Origin of the sequence: Fodinicola acaciae, assembly GCF_010993745.1 — a bacterium.
Lineage (GTDB): Bacteria > Actinomycetota > Actinomycetes > Mycobacteriales > HKI-0501 > Fodinicola > Fodinicola acaciae.
This window is the reverse complement of the sequence record NZ_WOTN01000003.1, coordinates 278,260-297,065: the sequence shown is the minus strand read 5'-3', so window position 1 is coordinate 297,065 and position 18,806 is coordinate 278,260. Positions and strand designations below refer to the sequence as shown.

General features: G+C 68.0%; 17 protein-coding genes. 13 read left to right on the top strand and 4 right to left on the bottom strand.

From position 1 onward, the window contains the following. The first annotated feature begins 137 nt into the window (after positions 1-137). The 6 genes from GNX95_RS27785 to GNX95_RS27760 are packed head-to-tail and all read left to right on the top strand — an operon-like array spanning position 138 to position 7,085. Positions 138-644: a hypothetical protein gene (locus tag GNX95_RS27785; RefSeq protein WP_163510587.1), complete on the top strand. Its 507-nt coding sequence runs from the start codon at positions 138-140 to the stop codon at positions 642-644. Continuing rightward, positions 641-1,711, top strand: coding sequence for a peptidoglycan-binding domain-containing protein (locus GNX95_RS27780; protein WP_163510586.1), 1,071 nt, complete (start codon positions 641-643; stop codon positions 1,709-1,711). Before GNX95_RS27785 ends, GNX95_RS27780 begins: the two co-directional genes overlap by 4 nt. Then, a complete protein-coding gene (locus GNX95_RS27775; RefSeq protein WP_163510585.1) occupies positions 1,708-2,400 on the top strand; it encodes an ABC transporter ATP-binding protein in 693 nt (230 codons plus the stop codon). Before GNX95_RS27780 ends, GNX95_RS27775 begins: the two co-directional genes overlap by 4 nt. Next, positions 2,397-3,602 (top strand): ABC transporter permease, encoded by a 1,206-nt coding sequence (locus GNX95_RS27770; RefSeq protein ID WP_163510584.1) that lies wholly within the window; start codon positions 2,397-2,399, stop codon positions 3,600-3,602. Before GNX95_RS27775 ends, GNX95_RS27770 begins: the two co-directional genes overlap by 4 nt. 29 nt (positions 3,603-3,631) lie before the next feature. Next, complete coding sequence (locus GNX95_RS27765) at positions 3,632-5,719, top strand: serine/threonine-protein kinase (RefSeq protein ID WP_163510583.1); 2,088 nt, start codon at positions 3,632-3,634, stop codon at positions 5,717-5,719. Beyond that, positions 5,706-7,085: a serine/threonine-protein kinase gene (locus tag GNX95_RS27760; RefSeq protein WP_163510582.1), complete on the top strand. Its 1,380-nt coding sequence runs from the start codon at positions 5,706-5,708 to the stop codon at positions 7,083-7,085. The genes GNX95_RS27765 and GNX95_RS27760 overlap by 14 nt, the downstream gene beginning before the upstream one ends. A gap of 472 nt (positions 7,086-7,557) precedes the next feature. On the opposite strand, the gene GNX95_RS27755 is transcribed toward GNX95_RS27760, so the two are convergent. After that, positions 7,558-8,211 carry a response regulator transcription factor gene (locus tag GNX95_RS27755; protein ID WP_163510581.1) on the bottom strand — a complete coding sequence of 218 codons (654 nt, stop codon included), beginning with the start codon at positions 8,209-8,211 and terminating at the stop codon, positions 7,558-7,560. A gap of 38 nt (positions 8,212-8,249) precedes the next feature. Continuing rightward, complete coding sequence (locus tag GNX95_RS27750) at positions 8,250-8,750, bottom strand: helix-turn-helix transcriptional regulator (RefSeq protein ID WP_163510580.1); 501 nt, start codon at positions 8,748-8,750, stop codon at positions 8,250-8,252. A 402-nt stretch (positions 8,751-9,152) separates the two neighbouring features. On the opposite strand from GNX95_RS27750, the gene GNX95_RS27745 reads away from it, so the two are divergent. After that, positions 9,153-9,476 carry a class I SAM-dependent methyltransferase gene (locus GNX95_RS27745; protein ID WP_163510579.1) on the top strand — a complete coding sequence of 108 codons (324 nt, stop codon included), beginning with the start codon at positions 9,153-9,155 and terminating at the stop codon, positions 9,474-9,476. Here the strand turns inward: GNX95_RS27745 and GNX95_RS27740 are convergent. Beyond that, on the bottom strand, positions 9,410-10,072 hold the full coding sequence (locus GNX95_RS27740) for a TetR/AcrR family transcriptional regulator (protein WP_163510578.1): 663 nt from the start codon (positions 10,070-10,072) through the stop codon (positions 9,410-9,412). The two genes, GNX95_RS27745 and GNX95_RS27740, sit on opposite strands and share 67 nt — an antisense overlap. Positions 10,073-10,135: 63 nt before the next feature. Here GNX95_RS27740 and GNX95_RS27735 point away from each other — a divergent pair, with 63 nt between their 5' ends. Continuing rightward, on the top strand, positions 10,136-10,822 hold the full coding sequence (locus tag GNX95_RS27735) for an N-acyl homoserine lactonase family protein (RefSeq protein ID WP_163510577.1): 687 nt from the start codon (positions 10,136-10,138) through the stop codon (positions 10,820-10,822). An 88-nt stretch (positions 10,823-10,910) separates the two neighbouring features. Then, positions 10,911-13,823, top strand: coding sequence for a S8 family serine peptidase (locus GNX95_RS42695; protein WP_222853997.1), 2,913 nt, complete (start codon positions 10,911-10,913; stop codon positions 13,821-13,823). A gap of 47 nt (positions 13,824-13,870) precedes the next feature. Here GNX95_RS42695 and GNX95_RS27725 read toward each other — a convergent pair whose 3' ends face one another. Further along, positions 13,871-14,305 (bottom strand): MarR family winged helix-turn-helix transcriptional regulator, encoded by a 435-nt coding sequence (locus GNX95_RS27725; protein WP_163510576.1) that lies wholly within the window; start codon positions 14,303-14,305, stop codon positions 13,871-13,873. Between the two features lie 96 nt (positions 14,306-14,401). Here GNX95_RS27725 and GNX95_RS27720 point away from each other — a divergent pair, with 96 nt between their 5' ends. The 4 genes from GNX95_RS27720 (at position 14,402) to GNX95_RS27705 (ending at position 18,800) form a co-directional block, all read left to right on the top strand. Further along, on the top strand, positions 14,402-14,797 hold the full coding sequence (locus tag GNX95_RS27720) for a nuclear transport factor 2 family protein (protein ID WP_163510575.1): 396 nt from the start codon (positions 14,402-14,404) through the stop codon (positions 14,795-14,797). Between the two features lie 19 nt (positions 14,798-14,816). After that, complete coding sequence (locus tag GNX95_RS27715) at positions 14,817-15,689, top strand: LLM class F420-dependent oxidoreductase (RefSeq protein WP_163510574.1); 873 nt, start codon at positions 14,817-14,819, stop codon at positions 15,687-15,689. Positions 15,690-16,322: 633 nt separating this feature from the next. Next, entirely contained in the window at positions 16,323-17,396 is a 1,074-nt protein-coding gene (locus tag GNX95_RS27710; RefSeq protein ID WP_163510573.1) for a substrate-binding domain-containing protein, read from the top strand. A 90-nt stretch (positions 17,397-17,486) separates the two neighbouring features. After that, on the top strand, positions 17,487-18,800 hold the full coding sequence (locus tag GNX95_RS27705; protein WP_163510572.1) for an ABC transporter substrate-binding protein: 1,314 nt from the start codon (positions 17,487-17,489) through the stop codon (positions 18,798-18,800). Positions 18,801-18,806 lie beyond the last annotated feature (6 nt).

Sequence of the window (18,806 nt, the reverse complement as noted above, 5' to 3'; positions counted from 1 at the left end):
GCATGAGCATCCCCTATTAGTGTCCCGACTCGGGACACTAGATGTCCCCTCCGAAGAGGGTGGCAGCCGGCCTGTTTCAGAAATGTTCCAACCGGCTGTAACGCCGGTGAAACAGCCGGACCGGTACGAATCGGCGCATGAAAACGACCTGTAGAGCAGCGATCGCCGTTCTCCCGGTAGCCGTCGTCATCGCACTCGCCGGCTGCGGCGGCGGAAAGAAGAGCGAGGTGGCCAGCGCCGGTGGCAGTGCGAGCGCCAGCGCCGGCGCGGCGGCGAACGGCGTGCCAACGGACCCGTACCAGCTTGCGTTGAAGTTTTCGCAGTGCATGCGCCAACACGGCGTGGACGTCGCCGATCCGCAGCCACCGGACAAGAACGGCGGACCGATCGCGGTGCCGGGGATTCCGATCGGTGGCGACAACGGCAAGGTGGAAAAGGCAGTGGCGGTCTGCCGGAAATACATGCCGCAGCAGAACCGTGTCGGTGGCGACGATCCGCAGTATGTGCTGAAGCTCAACAAATGCCTGCGCGCCAATGGCCTGGACGTGTCGGACGATCCGAAACAGGGCAAGACGATCGAGCTGACGCCGAAAACCCAGAAAATCTATGCGAAGTGCCAGAAAGAGGTAGGCGGAAAGAAGTGACGAGCCGCAGAAACGTCGTGCTGATCGCGGTTGGGGCCGCCCTGGCCGTCGGCGGCACCGGAGTCGCCGCGGTGCTTGGCCGCGGCGCCGCCGGCGGCGCGCGGAGTCCGGCGCCGGCTCCGGCGCAGACCGCGTCGGTAACCAGGCAGACTCTCGTCCAGCAGGACACGATCGACGGCACGCTCGGGTATGCCGGCGGATATTCGATCGCCGGCACCGGCACCGGCGCCGGCCTGCTCACCTGGCTGCCGTCCGCCGGCAGGGTCATCGGTCAGGGCGAGGCCGTCTACAAGGCAAACAACGTGCCGGTGCCGCTGTTTCGCGGCACTACGCCGTTTTGGCGGCCGCTGGCGAGCGGAACAAGCGACGGCGTGGACGTGCGCGAGCTGGAGCAAAACCTGGCCGATCTCGGCTTTTTCCACCGTACGCCCAACAAGGCGTTCACCGCGGCGACCGCGACGGCGATCAGGAAGTGGCAGAAGTCGTTGGACCTGCCGGAAACCGGGCGCGTCGAGCCAGGTGCGGTGGTCATGTTGCCAGGTGACATCCGGGTCACCTCGGTCACCGGCATGCTTGGCCAGCCGGCGCAGGGAAAGATCCTCGACGCGTCCGGCACGCGGCGGATCGTCACGGTCAGGATGCCGGTCGACAAACAGGCGGAGGCAAAGCTCAACGGCATGGTCACCGTCACGATGCCGGACGGCGGCACGGTGCAGGGGAAGGTCTCGGCGATCGGTACGGTCGCCAGCAAACCCGACCAGAATGGGCCGGGCGCCGGCACGGGACCAACCGTGAACGTCACCGTCGACCTCGGCGCCGGCGCGCCGGTCCTGGACCAGGCGCCGGTGCAGGTCGCTTTCGTGGCGCGGAAAAAGGAGGACGTGCTGACCGTGCCGGTGTCGGCGTTGCTGGCGCTCGCCGAAGGCGGCTATGGCCTGCAGGCCGTCACTCCTGGCGGCGGACGAAAGATCGTCGCGGTGACGACCGGCATGTACGCACAGGGAAAAGTCGAGGTTTCCGGTGCAGGCGTACGCGATGGCATGAAAGTGACGGTGGCCTCAGAATGAGCACGAGCGTGATACCGGTAATCGACATTTCCGAGGTGAGCAAGCGATATCCAGGCGACGTGCACGCGCTGCGATCGGTCTCGTTGCGGATCCATCCAGGCGAGCTGGTGGCCGTCGTCGGACCGTCCGGCTCCGGAAAGTCGACGCTGCTGCAGCTGATGGGGACGCTGGACCATCCGACCGATGGCGCCGTACGCATCAACGGCCACCCGGTGGCGGACCTGCCGGACCGAGCGGTCGCGGCCATACGCGCACATTGGATCGGCTTTGTGTTCCAGCGGTTTTTCCTTACGCCACACCTGTCCGCGATCGACAACGTGGCGGCCGGCCTGCTCTATCAAGGCGTACGGCCGGCCGACCGCCGACGGCGCGCGATCGAGGCGCTGGAGCGGGTCGGCCTCGGCCACCGGCTGCGGCACCGGCCGGCCGAGCTGTCCGGAGGCGAATGCCAGCGCGTCGCGATCGCTCGCGCGCTCGCCGGCCGGCCGTCGATCCTGCTCGCCGACGAGCCGACCGGCGCGCTGGACTCGGCGTCCGGTCGCGGCGTACTCGGACTTTTCCATGACCTGCACCGCGAAGGCGCGACGATCGCGGTCATCACCCACGACAACGCCATCGCCGACAGCATGCCGCGCAGGGTGTCCATTTTGGACGGACGGATCCGGCGCGACAGTGGACGCGCCGCGTGACCGTGCTGCCCGTGCTGCCCGGCCGGACCCGGCAGGCCCCCACCGACCTGGTACGCGCCGGCCTCGCCGGCCTGATCGGCCGGCCGACCCGCGCGGTCCTGTCGGCCCTGGGGATCGGTATCGGCGTCGCCGCCATGGTCGCGGTGCTCGGCATCAGCACCGCGAGCCACGCCCGGTTGGCCGAGGAACTCAGCAAACTCGGCACCAACCTGCTCAGTGTCGGGCCAGGCAAGGACATTTTCGGCGGCGACACCACACTTCCCAAGGACGCGGTCGCGATGGTGCGGCGCATCGGTCCGGTGCAGACCGCGAGCGCGGTCGGTGAGCTCGACAAGTGTCCGGTTTACCGCAACGACCAGGTGGATCCGCGCGCGACCGGCGGAATCAGTGTCAACGCGGCGAAACTCAACCTGCTCGATACGCTCGCCGGCAGGCCGTCCGGCGGCCAGTGGCTCAACGCCGCGACGGCGAAATACCCGGCGGTCGTGCTCGGCGCGAAAGCCGCGCAGCAACTCGGCATCGACACTCCCGGTGTCCAGATCTATCTCGGCCACCGCTGGTTCACCGTGGTCGGCATTCTCGCTCCGCTCACGTTGGCGCCGAATCTCGACCGCGCCGCGTTCGTCGGCTGGGACGCGGCGCAGAGTGTCCTTGGTTTCGACGGACATCCGACGACGGTGTACGAGCGGTCGCCGGACGAGTCCGTCCAGGACGTACGCGAGGTGTTGGCGGCCAGCGTCAACCCGGCCAACCCGGACCAGGTGACGGTCAGCCGGCCGTCGGACGCGTTGCAGGCGCAGCTGACCGCCGGCGCGACCTTCGTCCAGCTCTTCCTCGGCCTCGGGGCCGTCGCCCTGCTGGTCGGTGGCGTCGGCGTGGCCAACACGATGGTCATCTCGGTGTTGGAACGGCGACCGGAGATCGGCCTGCGCCGCGCTTTGGGCGCCCGCAAAGGGCAAATCCGTGCGCAGTTTCTCACCGAGGCGGTGTTGCTTTCCGCCGCCGGCGGCGTTTTCGGTGTGCTGCTTGGCCTTGCCATCAGCACGGCGTACGCGCTGGTCAGCGACTGGCCACCGGTGGTGCCGTGGGCCGCGGTCGGCCTGGGGCTGGGCGCCGCGGTCCTCACGGGTGCGCTCGCCGGCTGGTTTCCGGCCGCACGAGCCGCCAAACTGGCACCGAGTACGGTTCTCGCCACTGGTTGAGAGTCGCTGGTGTCCAGGTGGAGGTGTAGGTGCGGCCGGTGCAGCCGGACGACCCGGCCGAGGTCGGTCCGTACCGGGTGCTCGGACGGCTCGGCGTCGGCGGCATGGGGATCGTCTATCTCGCGCGCTCGGCCGGCGGCCGGCTGGTCGCGGCGAAGCTGATCCGCGGCCCGTACGCGCGTCACCCGGAGTTTCGGGCGCGCTTCCGGCGCGAGGTCGACGCGGCGCGGCGCGTCACCGGCCCGTTCACCGCGCCGGTGCTGGCGGCCGACCCGGACGCCGAGGTGCCGTGGCTGGTCACCGCCTTCCTGCCGGGCCTGACGCTGCTGGAGGCGGTCACCGCGTACGGTCCGCTGCCGGCGCCGACCATGCACGCGCTGTCCGCCGGCCTCGCCGAGGCGCTGGCGGCGATCCACGCCGCCGAGGTCGTGCACCGCGACTTCAAGCCGAGCAACGTGATGCTGACCGCCGGCGGTCCGCGGGTGATCGACTTCGGCATCGCCCGGCCGGCCGACGCGACCGCGATCACCCGCGCCGGCGGCTGGATCGGCTCGCCGGGGTTCATGTCGCCGGAGCAGGTCCTCGGCCACGAGGTGGGGCCGCCGAGCGACGTCTTCACCTTCGGCGCGGTGCTCGCGTACGCGGCGACCGGTGTCGAGGTCTTCGGCTCCGGCACGCCGGACTCGCGGCTCGGCCGGGTCGCGACGCTCCAGGCCGACCTGTCCGGCATCCGGGAGAAATGGATGTTCGACCTGGTCAACCACTGTCTGCGGGCCGATCCGCTGACCCGGCCGACGGCCGCCGCGCTGGCCGGCTGGCTCGGCGGGCCGGAGCTGTCGCTGCAGGGTACGAGCTGGCTGCCGGCCGCGGTCGCGGACGCCGTCGACCGGCGCACCTCCGAGGCGTTCCTGCTGCCGGCGCTCGCACCGGTCGTGCCACCGATCGATCCGGCCGTCGTCGACGTGCCGACGATTCAGCCGACCCTTCCGCCGCCAGCGCGCGGACCGTCGCGCCGCAAGCTGGTGGCGGGCTTGGTCGGCGCCGGTGTCGTCGCTGCCGCCGGTGGCGGCGGTTTGCTGTGGTGGAGCCAACAACCGCGGCAGTCCACCAGCGCGTCGCCGAAGCCGTCCCCGACCCGCAGCCTGCCGCCGCCGGTCGCGACGGTCGCCTGGCAGGCCAGGGTCACCGACTACTTTCCGCAGGTCGACGTGGCCGGATCATCGCTGGTCGCCTGGTCGGAGGAGCACCTGCGCGCGCTCGATCCGCGCACCGGCAAGCTGCGCTGGAGCCGCAACGGCGACGCCGGCGAGAGCATGCTGCACGCGACCGGTGGCAACCTGGTCTTCGAGTACGACAACACCGCCACGCTGAGCGCCATCCGGCCGGAGAACGGCTCGGTGATCTGGTCGTACGGCCCGGACACCACCGGCGGTTGGCAGCTGCTCGGCCCGGTCCTGCTCGGCTCGGTCGGCTGCTTCGCCAACAATCCAGTCCGCGCGCTGAGCCTCGCCAACGGCCGGACCGCGTGGACCTCGACGGTGACCGCCAACCGCGGCATCGGCGGTGGCGGACGCTGGCTGCTGGCGATGTCGAACAACCGGCTCACCGGCATCGGCGGCGGCAACGGCCGGCAGGTCTGGACGTATCCGACCGCCGCCGGCTGGGACGCCATCATCGGCGACTCGCTGGCCTTCTGCTCCGACGACGCCGACATGTTGCACGCCGTCGACCTGGCCACCGGTCGGCCGGTGTGGCGCCAGCCGGTGCTGGCCAGCCTCAACCTGCAATACACCGGCGGTCTGTTGTACGTGATGGCCGACTCCGACCGGCTGCTGGCACTACGCGGCACCACCGGCAAGCTGGTCTGGGACCGTACGCTCGGACCCAACTCCGGCCGTGCGCCGCAGGTCAGAGCGGTCGGCCGGACGGTCTTCGTCGGCACCGACACGGCCACGTACGCGCTGGACAGCGCCACCGGACGGACGTTGTGGACATACCAGACGGCGATGACGCGCTTCTTCGCGCCGCTGCCGGTCGCCGGCCTGGTGGTCATCGGCGACGCCAACAGCCAGATCATCGCGCTGCGGCCGCCCGGGGGTGCCGGTGCGGGCCCTTGAGCCGGGCGACCCGGCGCGGGTCGGTGACTACCGGCTGCTCGCGCGGATCGGCGCCGGCGGGATGGGGACGGTCTATCTCGGCCGGTCCCGCGGTGGCCGGCCGGTCGCGGTCAAGCTGATCGACCGCGAGTACGTCGGAGAGCGCGGCTATCGTGACCGGTTCCGCCGCGAGGTCGCCGCGGCGCGGCGGGTGGGCGGTGCGTACAGCGCCGCGCTGCTGGACGCCGATCCGGACGCCGAGATGCCGTGGCTGGTCTCGGAGTTCCTGCCGGCGGTGTCGCTGCGTGAGGCCGTACGCGACTTCGGTCCGCTGCCGGCCGCCGCCGTGTGGATGCTCGCCGCCGGTGTCGCCGAAGCCCTCGCCGCCATCCATGCGGCCGGCATCGCGCACCTCGACCTGAAGCCGGCAAACGTGCTGCTCACGCTGGACGGGCCGCGCGTCATCGACTTCGGCATCGCGCGCGCCGCGGATGCCGGCGCCGGCACGGTCACCAACGCGATGCCGATCGCCGGCTCGGCCGGCTACATGTCGCCGGAGCAGGCGGCCGGTGCCGAGGCCGGACCGGCCAGCGACGTGTTCTCCCTTGGTACGACGCTCGCGTATGCGAGCACCGGCGTCGAGCCGTATGGCGACGGCGTGGACTACGTGAAGAGGTATCGCATCCAGCACGGCGCGCCGGAGCTGGACGGCGTCGCCGACCTGCCGTTGCGCGTACTCATCGCCAACCTGATGGCCCGCGACCCGGCGGCTCGGCCGACGGCGACGCAGTTGCGCGGTTATCTGGCGACGGTGTTGCCGACCGAGCACCGGAGCTGGCTGCCGGAGCCGATCGTGACCGAGGTGCAGCGGCGCGCGCTCGAGGCGGAGAATCCGCCGGTCGCCGGTGTTGTCGCGTCGTCGCCGAAGCTGAGCCGGCGTGCACTGCTGTTTGGTGGTGGCGGCGGTGTCGTGGTTGGCGTTGGTGCGCTTGCCGCGTGGTTTGGCTTACGTGGCGCCAATCCACCACCGTCGCCGTCTTTGTCGCCGTCCTTGTCGCCTTCTTCGTCGCCTTCTTCGTCGCCTTCGCCCAGTGCGGCTCCGACCGTGACGCTGCAGTTTTACTTGACTGGCAACACAACGGTGACGTCGTTGACGTACGTGGTCAACGGACAGCCGACAACGCTGAAAAACCTGAGGTTGCCGTGGCGAAAGGCGATCACCGTGCCGAAACGTGGTGTGTCGGGCACGTGGCGGCTGCGCTACAGCCACTCCGGTGGTGATGTGCAATATCACGTGTTGCTCAACGGTTTCGAGTTGTGGCTCGGCTCGACCGGCTCGATCACCGGAAGATATTCCGAGGACAGAAGCGAAAAGTTCGACGCCTAGCTGGCACCGACTGGCGCGGTGGTGGCGGAAGGAGTGGTCATGCCTCCAATAATACCGGCCACACCGACAAAACCACGCCACCAAACACATCCGCGGATAGGTTTTTCTGGCGCAAGCGCGAGAATCGGCTCCGAAGTGGATGGTGATCGCCGTTTTCGCAAACTGGCCGAGGTAAATCCGGCAACTCCGGCACGTGGCCCACTAATTTGGCGTCGCTTTCGGGCATGCCCGGACGTTGGTAGCGGCGAGGACTGATTGTTCGGCGTTCGGCGGCTGGCTGGAAAGAAGGCCCACATCGCCGTTGCGATGGGCGTGTCCGACAAGTGTGGGTGAGGGACCTGGATCGACCATTACGCCGCTGATGACGACCCGCACATGGCTTCAGTTTTACAAATACCGCACGCTTCCGCCGCAGCGCATTCGGAGGACAAGCACCAATCACCGACTGCTACCAACCTGATGGCCACGTCAGCTAGAGGCGATAGCCGACGCCTGGCACGGTCTCGATGAGCGGCGGTGAGCCGAGCCGCGCGCGAAGACGCGACAGCACGACGCGTACGGCCGCGGTGAACGGATCGGCGTTCTCGTCCCATGCCTGTTCCAGGATCTGCTCGGCGCTGACCACGTCGCCGTCGGCGCGCAGCAGCACCTCCAGCACGGCGAATTCCTTGGGGGACAGCCGAATCGGCCGCCCGGCGCGGGTCACTGTGTGGGTCGCCGGGTTGAGTTGCAGGTCGGCGGTGGACAACACGGTCGGCAGCGCCGGCCGGTTGCGCCGGCTCAGCGCGCGGATCCGCGCCAGCAGCTCCGGAAACTCGAACGGCTTGGTGAGATAGTCGTCGGCGCCGATGTCCAGGCCGAAAACGCGGTCGTCCAGAGACGCCGCCGCGGTCAGCATGAGCACGCGCGTACGCCCGCCGGACTCGACGATGCCGCGGCACAGGTCGTCGCCGTGCACGCCGGGCAGGTCGCGATCCAGCACGGCCACGTCGTAATCGTTGACGGTCAACAACTTTTCCGCCTCCAGACCGTCATAGCAGACGTCCACGGCGAAATACTCCGAGCGCAGGCCGGCGCCGAGCAGGTCGGCGAGCACCGCCTCGTCCTCAGCCACCAGAATGCGCACGCAGACGAGTCTGCCACGCGCGGTGTTGCGAAACTGTTTCAGCCGGCGTCCAGGTAAATGCTCGGATGCTGGCCGGTGACCCGGTGGAACGCGGCCGAGAAGGCCGCCGGCTTGCGATATCCGAGCGCCCTGGCCGTCGCGCCGACCGGCCTGCCGTTGGCCAGCATCGTGAGGGCGGCACGGATACGTACGCGCGTGCGCCACTGTGCGAAGGTCAGGCCGGTTTCCTCGGAAACCAGCCGAGTGATGGTGCGTACGCTGGTGTGCGCGTGGCTGGCCCAGGCCGGCAGCTCGCGGCCGTCGGCCTGGTTGGCGATCAATGTCTCGGCGATCATACGGATGCGCGGGTCCGTCGGCAGCGGCACCGGAAAAGTGTTGCTCGGCGCGGGTTCGAGTAGCTGGAAAAGCAGGGCTTCGGCCAGCGGCCTGGCGTGCGACGTTTCGCCGAGATGGATGACGAGTTCGCGCAGCGGCGGCGTCATCAGTACGCCGGTCGGCTCGGTCCAGGTGAGTGGGCAGCGGTCCGGTTCGAACAGCACGGCGTGGTCGCGGCCGGACCGGATGACCCTCGGTGGTGTGGGACGTACGCGCCGGCAGCCAGAGCGCGTGCGTCGGCGGGACGAGCCAGTCGGTGTCGCCGGTCCGGATCAGCATGCTGGCCGTCGTCGTCCAGGCCAGCAGGTGCTGGGCATGTTGGTGCTGGTGAAGGAAATCTCCGCGGTCCATTCCCGCGTCGACGGCGACCAGCATGGTGTCTCCTTGGTCAGTTCACGGACATCATTGGCCATCATCGGTCAGTCGGCCAACTAGGGTCTGTTTCGAAGTCCCACGCGGCGCTAGCCGAGCCGCTGTCACATCTTTCTCGGGCCGCCTGACGGCACGGCGAAACCGCCCACGTGGCGCTGCCACGCCGGGCAGCGCCGCGCACCGCCAGACGACGTTTGGATCTCGACTCTCATCCACGTGGGACTTCGAAACAGACCCTAGTCGACGTACGGTCCGGTGACGCGCTGGAGACGCTGCGGTCCGGCATCGACCAACCGGTGGACCTGGTCCATCTCGATGGCGTGTTCACCCTCTACCTGCCAGTTTTGCGAGTGCTGGAGCCGCATCTGCGGCCCGGCGCGATCGTGCTCGGCGAGAACGCGGTGGCCGACTCGGCCGACTATCTCGACTACGTCAACGATCCGGCCAACGGTCACCTGTCGCTGCCGCTGCCTTTCGATGAGCGGCGCGGCAACCTGCTGTCGGTGCGCACCGGCTGATAGTCGAGCGCTGCCGTGGACAGCAGCTCGAATCCGCCAACGGTGAGTGCTTCCACTTTCCTGGCGACGATCGGGCGAGACGTGCCGGTGAGCAGCAGCGACCGGCACTTCGCGACGACCGTGCGGTGAATCGCCATCAACTGCGCGGCGAGCAGCGAGGCCGTGTCGTCCGAGCCGATCGCCTCCGCGAGCGCGGTCTCCAATCGCTGATGGATACCGATTTCGGCGGTCTGCAACGACCGGCTGGCGGCGATCGTACGGAAAAACCGTATCGACCGGCGCGAACCCCTGGGATGCAACAGAAACGCCAGCTCCTTCTCATGCCAGCCGCGAAAAGCCGCGGCGACGCTGGTGTCAGGTGCGCGGTCGCGTACGGCGGTGGTCAGTGCCGCGACGATGCCGTCGAGGCGGTCGAAAAACAGCTCCTCCTTGCTGGCGAAGTAGTTGAACACGGTGCCGACCGCCACGTCAGCGGCGGCGGCGATCTCCGCGACCGTCACCTCGTCGAAGCCGCGCTCGGCGAACAACGCGCTCGCGGCCTCGCTCAACGCCGTACGGGTCTGCTGCTTCTTCCGCTCGCGGCGGCCGGTCTCCATGCCCTCAGCATAGCCGGTCCTGAGTCGTTGCAAACTTGAAGTCGTTCATGTTTACTCTGGCTCATGATCTCCGAACTGCGCGTCCTCGATCTCGGTACGGTGCGCGGCGTCGGCGTGCCGATCGCCGCTTACCTGCTGACACTCGCCGACGGCCGGCGGGTGCTCGTCGACTCCGGCTGTCCGAAGGAAATGGTCGGCGATCCGGAGTCGCCGTTCGCGGCCGTACACGTGCGCACGCGGCTCGCCGAGCTCGGTGTGGCAGCTGGCGACATCTCGATGGTCATCGTCAGTCACCTCGACCCCGATCACTGCGGCGCGCACGACGAGTTTCCGGACGCCGAGTTCGTCGTCCAGCGAGCGCAGCTCGACCACGCGCGTTCGTCCGGTCTGCATCGCTATGAGTGGATGCGCGCGCACTGGGACGATCCGCGGCTGCGTTATCGGTGTGTCGACGGCGACACCGAGCTGCTGCCCGGTCTGTCGGTGGTCGAGTGCGGTGGCCACGTGCCGGGACATCAGGCCGTCCTGGTCGACCTGCCGCGGACCGGCCTGGTCATGCTGGCCGGTGACGCCTGGATGCGGGACACCGATCCGGACACCAGAGACATCACGCCGTTTGATCTCGACGAGGCGAAAACGCGTGCCGCGCAACGAAAACTCATGACGATCGCGCGCGAGCGCGAGGTGCGACTGGTGGTCCACAACCACGATCTCACGCAGTGGCCGACGCTGCGGGAGGCGTACCAATAAATAAGTACCCCTACGGACCCGCGCACCGGTTGTTTCGGCATATCCGCCGATCCCATAGTGACGCTGGCCGACTGAGAGGGGAAGCGCCATGCGTTGGAGAACCCGACTGCTCGGAGTCGCGATCGGTGTCGCGGTCGCCGCGCTGACCGTCGCCGGCGTGCCGGCGACAGCGGCACCACCGGAAGGCGTTGTGGTGCCGGCAAAACACCACTGGGGTGACCAGTACATCGTGGTGTTGAAAGACGGAGTGCAGCCGGCGAAGTCGCTGACCGCGCAATACGGCGGCACCGTGGCGGCGACGTACACGGCCGCCATTCACGGATTCGCCGTGAAGGGAATGACCGCGCGGCAGGCGCGCCGGCTGGCCGCCGACCCGGCCGTACGCATCGTTTACGAGGACGGCACGGCAAAGGTCGCCGACACGCAGAACAACCCGACCTGGGGACTGGACCGGGTCGACCAGAAGAACCTGCCGCTGGACAACAAATACACCTATGCCAACGCCGGCGAAGGCGTCACCGCGTACGATCTGGACACCGGCATCAAGGCGGACAACCCCGACTTCGAGGGACGCGCCAGCGTCGGCAAGGACTTCGTCGGCGGCCAGGGCGTCGACTGCAACGGCCACGGCACGCACACCGCCGGCACGATCGCCAGCAAGACGTACGGCGTGGCAAAGAAAGTCAAGATCGTCGCGCTCAAGGTGCTCGGCAACGACTGCAGCGGCAACGGACCGGACTCGGCCATCATCTCCGCGCTGGACTGGCTGACCGCAAACGGCAGCAAGCCGGGCGTCGCGAACATGAGCCTCACCATGGACCAACTCGGTGTCGGTGACGACGCGTTGAAGAAGGCCATCGCGGCCGGTTTCGTTTTCGGCCTGGCGGCAGGGAACTCCAGCGCGGACGCGTGCGACACCAGTCCGGCGCACGTGCCGGAGGCGATCACCGCCGGCGCGACTGACAACGGCGACAACCGCGCGTCGTTCTCGAACTACGGTTCCTGCGTCGACCTGTTCGCGCCGGGTGTCAACGTGACGTCTTTGGGTCTGAGCAACGGAAGCACGTCCAACATGTCCGGCACGTCGATGGCGGCGCCGCACGTCACCGGCGCGGCGGCGCTCTATCTGGCCGCCAACCCCGGCGCGACGCCGGCGCAGGTGCAGGACGCGCTGGTCAGCAATGCCACTGCCGGTGTGGTGAGGAATCCCGGCAGCGGCTCGCCGAACAAGCTGCTCTTCACCGGTTTCATCGGTGGCGGTGGAAATCCGGCCTGTGGCGTGAAGTCCAACAGCGACAGGCTCGCCATTCCGGACGCCGGTGCCACGGTGACCAGCGAGATCCAGGTCTCCGGCTGCCAGGGGACCGCGGCCTCGTCGCTGCCGGTGAAGGTCGACATCGACCATTCCTACACCGGTGACCTGGCGATCTCGCTGATCGGTCCGAGCGGCAGGTCGTACGTGCTGAAAAAGTCAGGTGACCTCGGCTCGTCTTCCGGCGTCCACACGACGTACACGGTGAACGCGTCGACCGAAAACGCCAACGGCACCTGGAAACTGTCCATCCAGGACGTCTATCGTTTCGATGTCGGCTCGCTGACCTCGTGGTCGATCACGCCGTCCTTGGCGAAGATACGCGCAAAGGCTGCGAATCCGACCGACCAGCTGCCGGCCGGCGGCGTACGCCCGTCGATCATCGGCGGCCAGCCGACGACCGTCGCCGACAACCCGTTCATCATCGCCGGCATGCGCGTGGGCGGCGGCAATCCGCAGGGCCAGTCGTGCACTGCTTCCGTTGTCGCCAAACGGAAAATCCTCACCGCGGCGCACTGCATGATCGATGTCGGCGGCGACAAGAGCTATTGGTATGGCAGCAACGACCTGAACGTCGTCGGCAGCGAGTCGTTCCGCACCAAGGTGACCGACTACAAGGTGCATCCGAAATACACCGGTCCCGGCAGCTGGAAGACCGGCTATGACGTGGCTGTCGTGACGGTCGCCGACGACCTGCCGGTGCCACCGGAGAAATGGGCCAAGTTCGCCACCTCCGCCGACAGTGCGCTGACCCAGCCCGGCAAACAGGGAATCACGATCGGCTATGGCAAGAGCACCGGCACCGGTACGGCGGCCGGCGTACTGAAAAAGGCGACGCTGCCGATCAACGACGCGAGCGGTTGCCAGGTTTTCGACGTACAGGTCAATCCCGACTTCATGGTGTGCGCCGGCTACGACGACGGCCATGACGGCATCTGCTCCGGTGACAGCGGTGGACCGCTGATCGTCGACGGCATCATCGTCGGACTCACCTCGTGGGGCGCCAGCGCCTGCAACCGCTACAGCATCTTTTCTCGGCTCACCAACGAAATGGGGGACTGGGCTCACCAGCAGCTCGGCGACCAGCCCAGCGGCGGCTTCAGCCTGGCCGCGTCGCCGGCCGCCGGCCAGGTGCGCGCCGGTGACTACGTGTCGACCACGATCACCAGCACTGCGGCCGATTCCGGCTCGGAGAAGGTCGACCTGACCGCCACCGGCCTGCCGGCCGGCGCGACCGCGACGTTTCAGCCGGCCACGGTCGACTCCGGGGCCAACGCGAAACTGACCGTACAGACGACGTCTTCCACACCGGACGGCGACTACACGATCACAGTGTCCGGAAAAGGCAGCTCCACGACCAAAACCACGACGTACAAGCTGACCGTCGGCGCCGGCTCGCCGAGCAACCTCAAGGTCACCGCGTCGCCGGCCGCCGGCACCGCCAGCCGCGGCGGCGTGGCCAGGACCACCATCACCGTCAGCGGAGGCACCGGCAGCGTCAACCTGTCGGCCAACGGTGCCGGCCTGCAGCTGAACCCGTTCTTCAGCCCGCAGACGGTCAGCGGTGGTGGCACCTCGACGATGACCGTGTTCGCGCCGTTCACCCCCGGCTCGTACAAGATCGTCGTCACGGCCACCGACTCGGCCGGCACCGCCGGCAGTACGGAATACCTGCTCACCGTCAGCTGACGTGGCCGCACGGCCACCATGCGATGTCATGGTGGCCATGCGGTTTTTTAGTCTGGTGTCACGTTTTCCGACATCCGGCTGAGCGTGCGGCGTACGACCTCCAGGTCTTCCTCCGGGATGCCGTCGCGCAGCCGCCGGTCGTGCGCGATCGCGATGTCTCGTAGCCGCAGGAAGGCCTGCTCGCCGAGCGAGGTCAGCTCGACCAGGTGCATCCGCCGGTTCGCCGGATCGCGCCGCCGCGTCACCAGGCCGGCCGACTCCATGCCGTCGAGGTGATGGGTCAGCGTGGCGCCGCCGATGCCGACCGCCGCCGCCAGCTCGCGCTGGTTGGCGGTCGGCCGTGTCTTCAGCGCGAGCAACACCTGCCAGACCGGCAGCGACCCGTCCGCGGCAGCCAGCGCGGCGTCGAACGCGCGGCTGACCGCACGAGCCGTGGTGGCCAGCTGTACGCCGATCGGCGGACCCGTGAAGCGTGGTGGCATGACAACCACCGTATCATATCCTTCGACATCGAACGTATTGACGTCGAACGATTTGGTAGCTAGCGTTTGCGGCACACCGATTCAGGAGGAGACATCATGAGTGCGACTGAGCAGCAGATCCGTGACCTTGGCGAGCGCTGGGCCACGGCGGAGCAGAGCGGCGACACCGCGACGCTGGCCAGTCTGGTCGTCGACGACTTCACGCTGGTGGGGCCGCTCGGCTTCATCCTCGACCGCGACCAGTGGCTGCACCGCTACGAGAGCGGTGGGCTGACCACCGAGAAGCTGGTGTGGGACGAGGTCGCGGTCCGCGACTATGGCGACACCGCCGTCGCGATCGGCCGGCACACACAGGAGGCGTCGTTCCAGGGAAACCGCGCCGACGCGGCCTTCCGCGGCACGCACATCTACCTGCGCCGCGACGGCCAGTGGCTGCTCGCCGGCATCCATCTCAGCCCCATCGGCGCGCCGGCCTTCGGTCCGCGTTCCTGACTGTCGAAGGAGAACCCTGATGCGTTTGAGTCTGTCGATCACGAACTTCAGCTGGGGCGACGGCGCCGACCGGCTCGCCGGCCACCTGGACCGCGTCGTACGCGCGGCCGACGACGCCGGCATCGACACCGTGTGGGTCCCGGACCACCTTTTGCAGGGTGCGCCCGGAAGCGGCCCGGAGGACGAGATGCTGGAGGCGTACACCACGCTCGGCTTCCTCGCCGCCCGCACCACCCGCGTACGCCTCGGCGCCGCCGTCACCGGCGTCACCTTCCGCCCCCCGGCGCTGTTGATCAAGGCCGTCACCACCCTCGACGTACTCTCCGGCGGTCGCGCCTGGCTCGGCATCGGCGCCGGCTATCATCTCGAGGAGGCGAAGGCGATGGGACTTCCGTTGCCAGAGACCAAAATCCGCTTCGAGCACCTGGAGGACACCCTCCAGCTCGCACTGCGAATGTGGTCAGGTGACGCGTCGCCCTTCGAGGGAAAGCACAATCGGCTGGACAATCCGGTCAACAGCCCCAACAGCCTGCAGCGCCCGCACCCGTCGATCCTGATCGGCGGCACCGGCGAGAAAAAGACGCTGCGTTTCGTCGCGCAGTATGGGGATGCCTGCAATGTCTTCGATATCCCCGACGGCGGCACGACCATCAAACACAAACTCGAAGTGCTCGCCGGCCACTGCGAGGACGTCGGCCGACCGTACGATGCGATCGACAAAACCGTGAGCACACGCCTCGGAGCAGACGAGTCCGCCGCGAGTTTCGTGGAGCGTTGCGCGGTGCTGCGGTCGTACGGTCTTGATCACGTGATGGTCATCGTGACGGACGCCTGGTCGGATGAGGCCTTGCGGACCCTGTCCGAGGCGCAGCCCGGCGTGGCGGCTCTGTAAATTCTGGCGGCAAGAACGGGCAAACCGGGCCAAGAGTCGTAACTGGCGTCGCCGGAGGGCGGTCGCGTCCCGGCAGGTGGCGAAAAGGCGCACTACGTGAGATAAAAGCGATGCGTAGCGCTAAATGCCCACCTTTGCGAGGTTGGCGGATGGCGTGAATGTCGAGTTACTAGCGCTGGACGCAAGAAACAAGGCTTTCACAGCCCAGTCTCGTCGGACGTCGTAACGACTGCGCCTATTGAGACCGACAATGCCGTTGTGACTAATGTGGCCCGGAAAGCCCAGCCCCGCACGAAACCGCCGCCCGCACCCCCATGCACACAGATTGGCGTTCCCGCGCCCCTCCCTTGAGGTCGCCCTCCGCGCAGGAGCGCCCGCCGCGCAGGCGAAAAACCCACCACCCCGACACAACAATCAGAAAACCCATTCACCTCCCCAACACGAAACGGAAAACGAAACCGCTCCATCACCACAAAACGGCGCCGCCACCCCCACCACAAAACGCCGCCCCCTCACCGCACCCCGCCGCCGCCCCTCACCGCAACCACAACACCCTCGCCACACCCCTTGCCGCTTCCCCCTCGATCGATATGCTCACCCAAACGATCAAACGACCACGAGAGGCGTCGAGAGATGCGCGAGCCGGGCGACGTCCGCCGTAGGCGGATCTTGGCGGTGGTGCTGTCGCGTGGTGCGGTGCGGGTCAGCGATCTGGCCGCTGAGCTGGAAGTTTCCGTGGTGACCGTGCGCCGGGACGTCGAGCAGTTGGCACGTGCGGGGAGGTTGCAGCGGCGGCACGGGTTTGCGCGGTCGATCGTTCCGGTCGAGCAGCCGCAGGCGAGCAGCGGGGCCGAAGGCGGCGCGGTTGGTCTGATAGTGCCGGAGCGGCACCAGTATCTGTTCGAGGTCGTCCACGGCGCGCGTACGACGTTGGAGGCGGCCGGTCTTCGGATCGTGTTGCATATCGCGCCGCCGGTTGGCGGTGCTGAGCGGCCGATTGTCGAGCGTGCGCTGGCTGAGGACGTACGCGGCCTGCTGATCTCGCCGCGTTGGCGGTCGGTGGCGGCGGAGGAGGCCGACTATGCCTGGCTGGTCGACGTGCCGGTGCCGGTCGTGATCGTCGAGCGGCGGCCGCGGCTCGGCAGCGTGCTGCATGCGACCGATTCGGTTTGTTCCGATCATTGGTACGGCGTGCATCTGGCGATCGATCATCTTGTGTCACTCGGTCATCGGCGGATCATCCTGGCGGCCCGCGACGACAGTCCGACGGCGCGCGCGATCCGAGCGGCGTTCGCCGAGATCACCGCCGCCAGGCCGGGGATCGAGGACGCGACCGTGGTGCTCAGCTCGCCGTCGGCCACGGCCGAGCCGGACACGGTCGACACGCTCCCGCCGCTGGCCAGCCTTGTACGCGACCGCCGCGCGACAGCGGCGATCCTGCACGGCGACACCGATGCGCTGATGCTCACGCAGCACCTCTCCGAGGGTGGCATCCGCGTCCCGCGCGACTTCTCGGTCATCGCGTACGACGACACCGTCGCCGGCCTCGGCACCACGCCGTTGACCGCGATCGCGCCGCCGAAGGCCGAGGTCGGCCGGGTCGCGGCCGAGCTGCTGCTGCAGCGGCTCGACGGCCAGCACGGCCAGCCGCGGCGCGTGCAGTTGCTGCCGGAGCTGAAAATTCGCGAATCGACACAAAAGCTTTGACCGTTTGATCGTTGTGGAGATCTTTTGAGCGATCTCTTGACTCAAAACGCTCAGCCGATCAGGATGCGGTTGTCGCGAGGAGAGTCATCCATGCCACAACACCTCAGCCGTCGCTCGCTGCTCGCCGCCGGCCTCGCTCTGCCGCTCGGCGCCTGCGCCGCCGGTCAAACCGCCACAACCGGCGGAAAAGCCGCGCGGATCACCTTCTGGTCGGCGTTGCGCGGCAGCAAGGAAGTGGTGGCCGAGTTCAACAAGACGCACCGGACCATCCAGGTCGACTTCCAGCAGATCCCGTCCGGCGACCAGGGTGGATACGCGAAGCTGAGCAACGCGGCGCGAGCTGGCAACGCGCCGGACGTGGCGACCATCGAATATCCGCAGGTGCCGGGTTTCGCGATCGACGGCGTCGCCACCGACCTCAGTTCGCTGCTCGACGACAAGCTGCGTGCGAAACTTTTGCCGGCATCGCTGCGATTGACGACCTTCGACAACAAGGTCTTCAGCGTGCCGATCGACGTCGAGCCGATGGTGATGCATTATCGCACCGACCTTTTCCAGCAGTACGGCCTGAAACTGCCGCGCACCTGGGACGAGTTCGAGGCGTTGGCGCGTACGGTCCGGGCCAAGGCACCAACTCGCCGGCTTGCCGTCTTCGCCACCGACGCCGCGCTCAACTTCGCCTCCTACTGCTGGCAGGCCGGCGCGCAATGGTTCGACATCAGAGGCGGCGTCTGGAACGTCTCGATGGCCGACGCGCAAACCCGCCGGATCGCCGCGTTCTGGCAGCGGCTCATCGACGAGGACCTGGTGTGGGCTGGCCCCGGCGGCGGACGGCAGAACGACGCGCGGCTCGGCCAGGGACTGGTGCTGGTACGCCTCAGCGGCGCCTGGGATGCCGGCGCCAACATGAAGGCACGGCCGAAACAGAAAGGAAAATGGGCCATCGCGCCGATGCCGCAGTGGGATCTCGCGCATCCGGCGGTCGGCACGCAGGGCGGCTCGACTTTCGCGGTGACCAAGGACAGCCGGCATCCGGAGGCGGCGATGGAGTTCATCGCCTGGCAGGTCGCCGACCCGGCGGCGCTCACCGCCCGGCTGAAAAGTGGTGCCAGCAGCCAATATCCGGCGGTGCCCGAGCTCGTTTCGGTCGACCGCAAGGCGTTTCCCGGTGCTTACTACAACCACCAGGACATCTACTCGCTTTTCGATCAGGAGGCACACAAAATCCGCGACGGCTGGATCTGGGGACCGCGGATGAGCGCGACGCAGCGCGTCATGCAGGACGGTTTCGCGCGCGCCGGCGCTCACCAGGACACGCTGATCGACGCCGTACGCGCGGCGCAGAGCGGCACGATGCCGGACCTGCGTGCGCTCGGCCTGGCCACCTCCGAACACAGCAGTTAGGGGCAA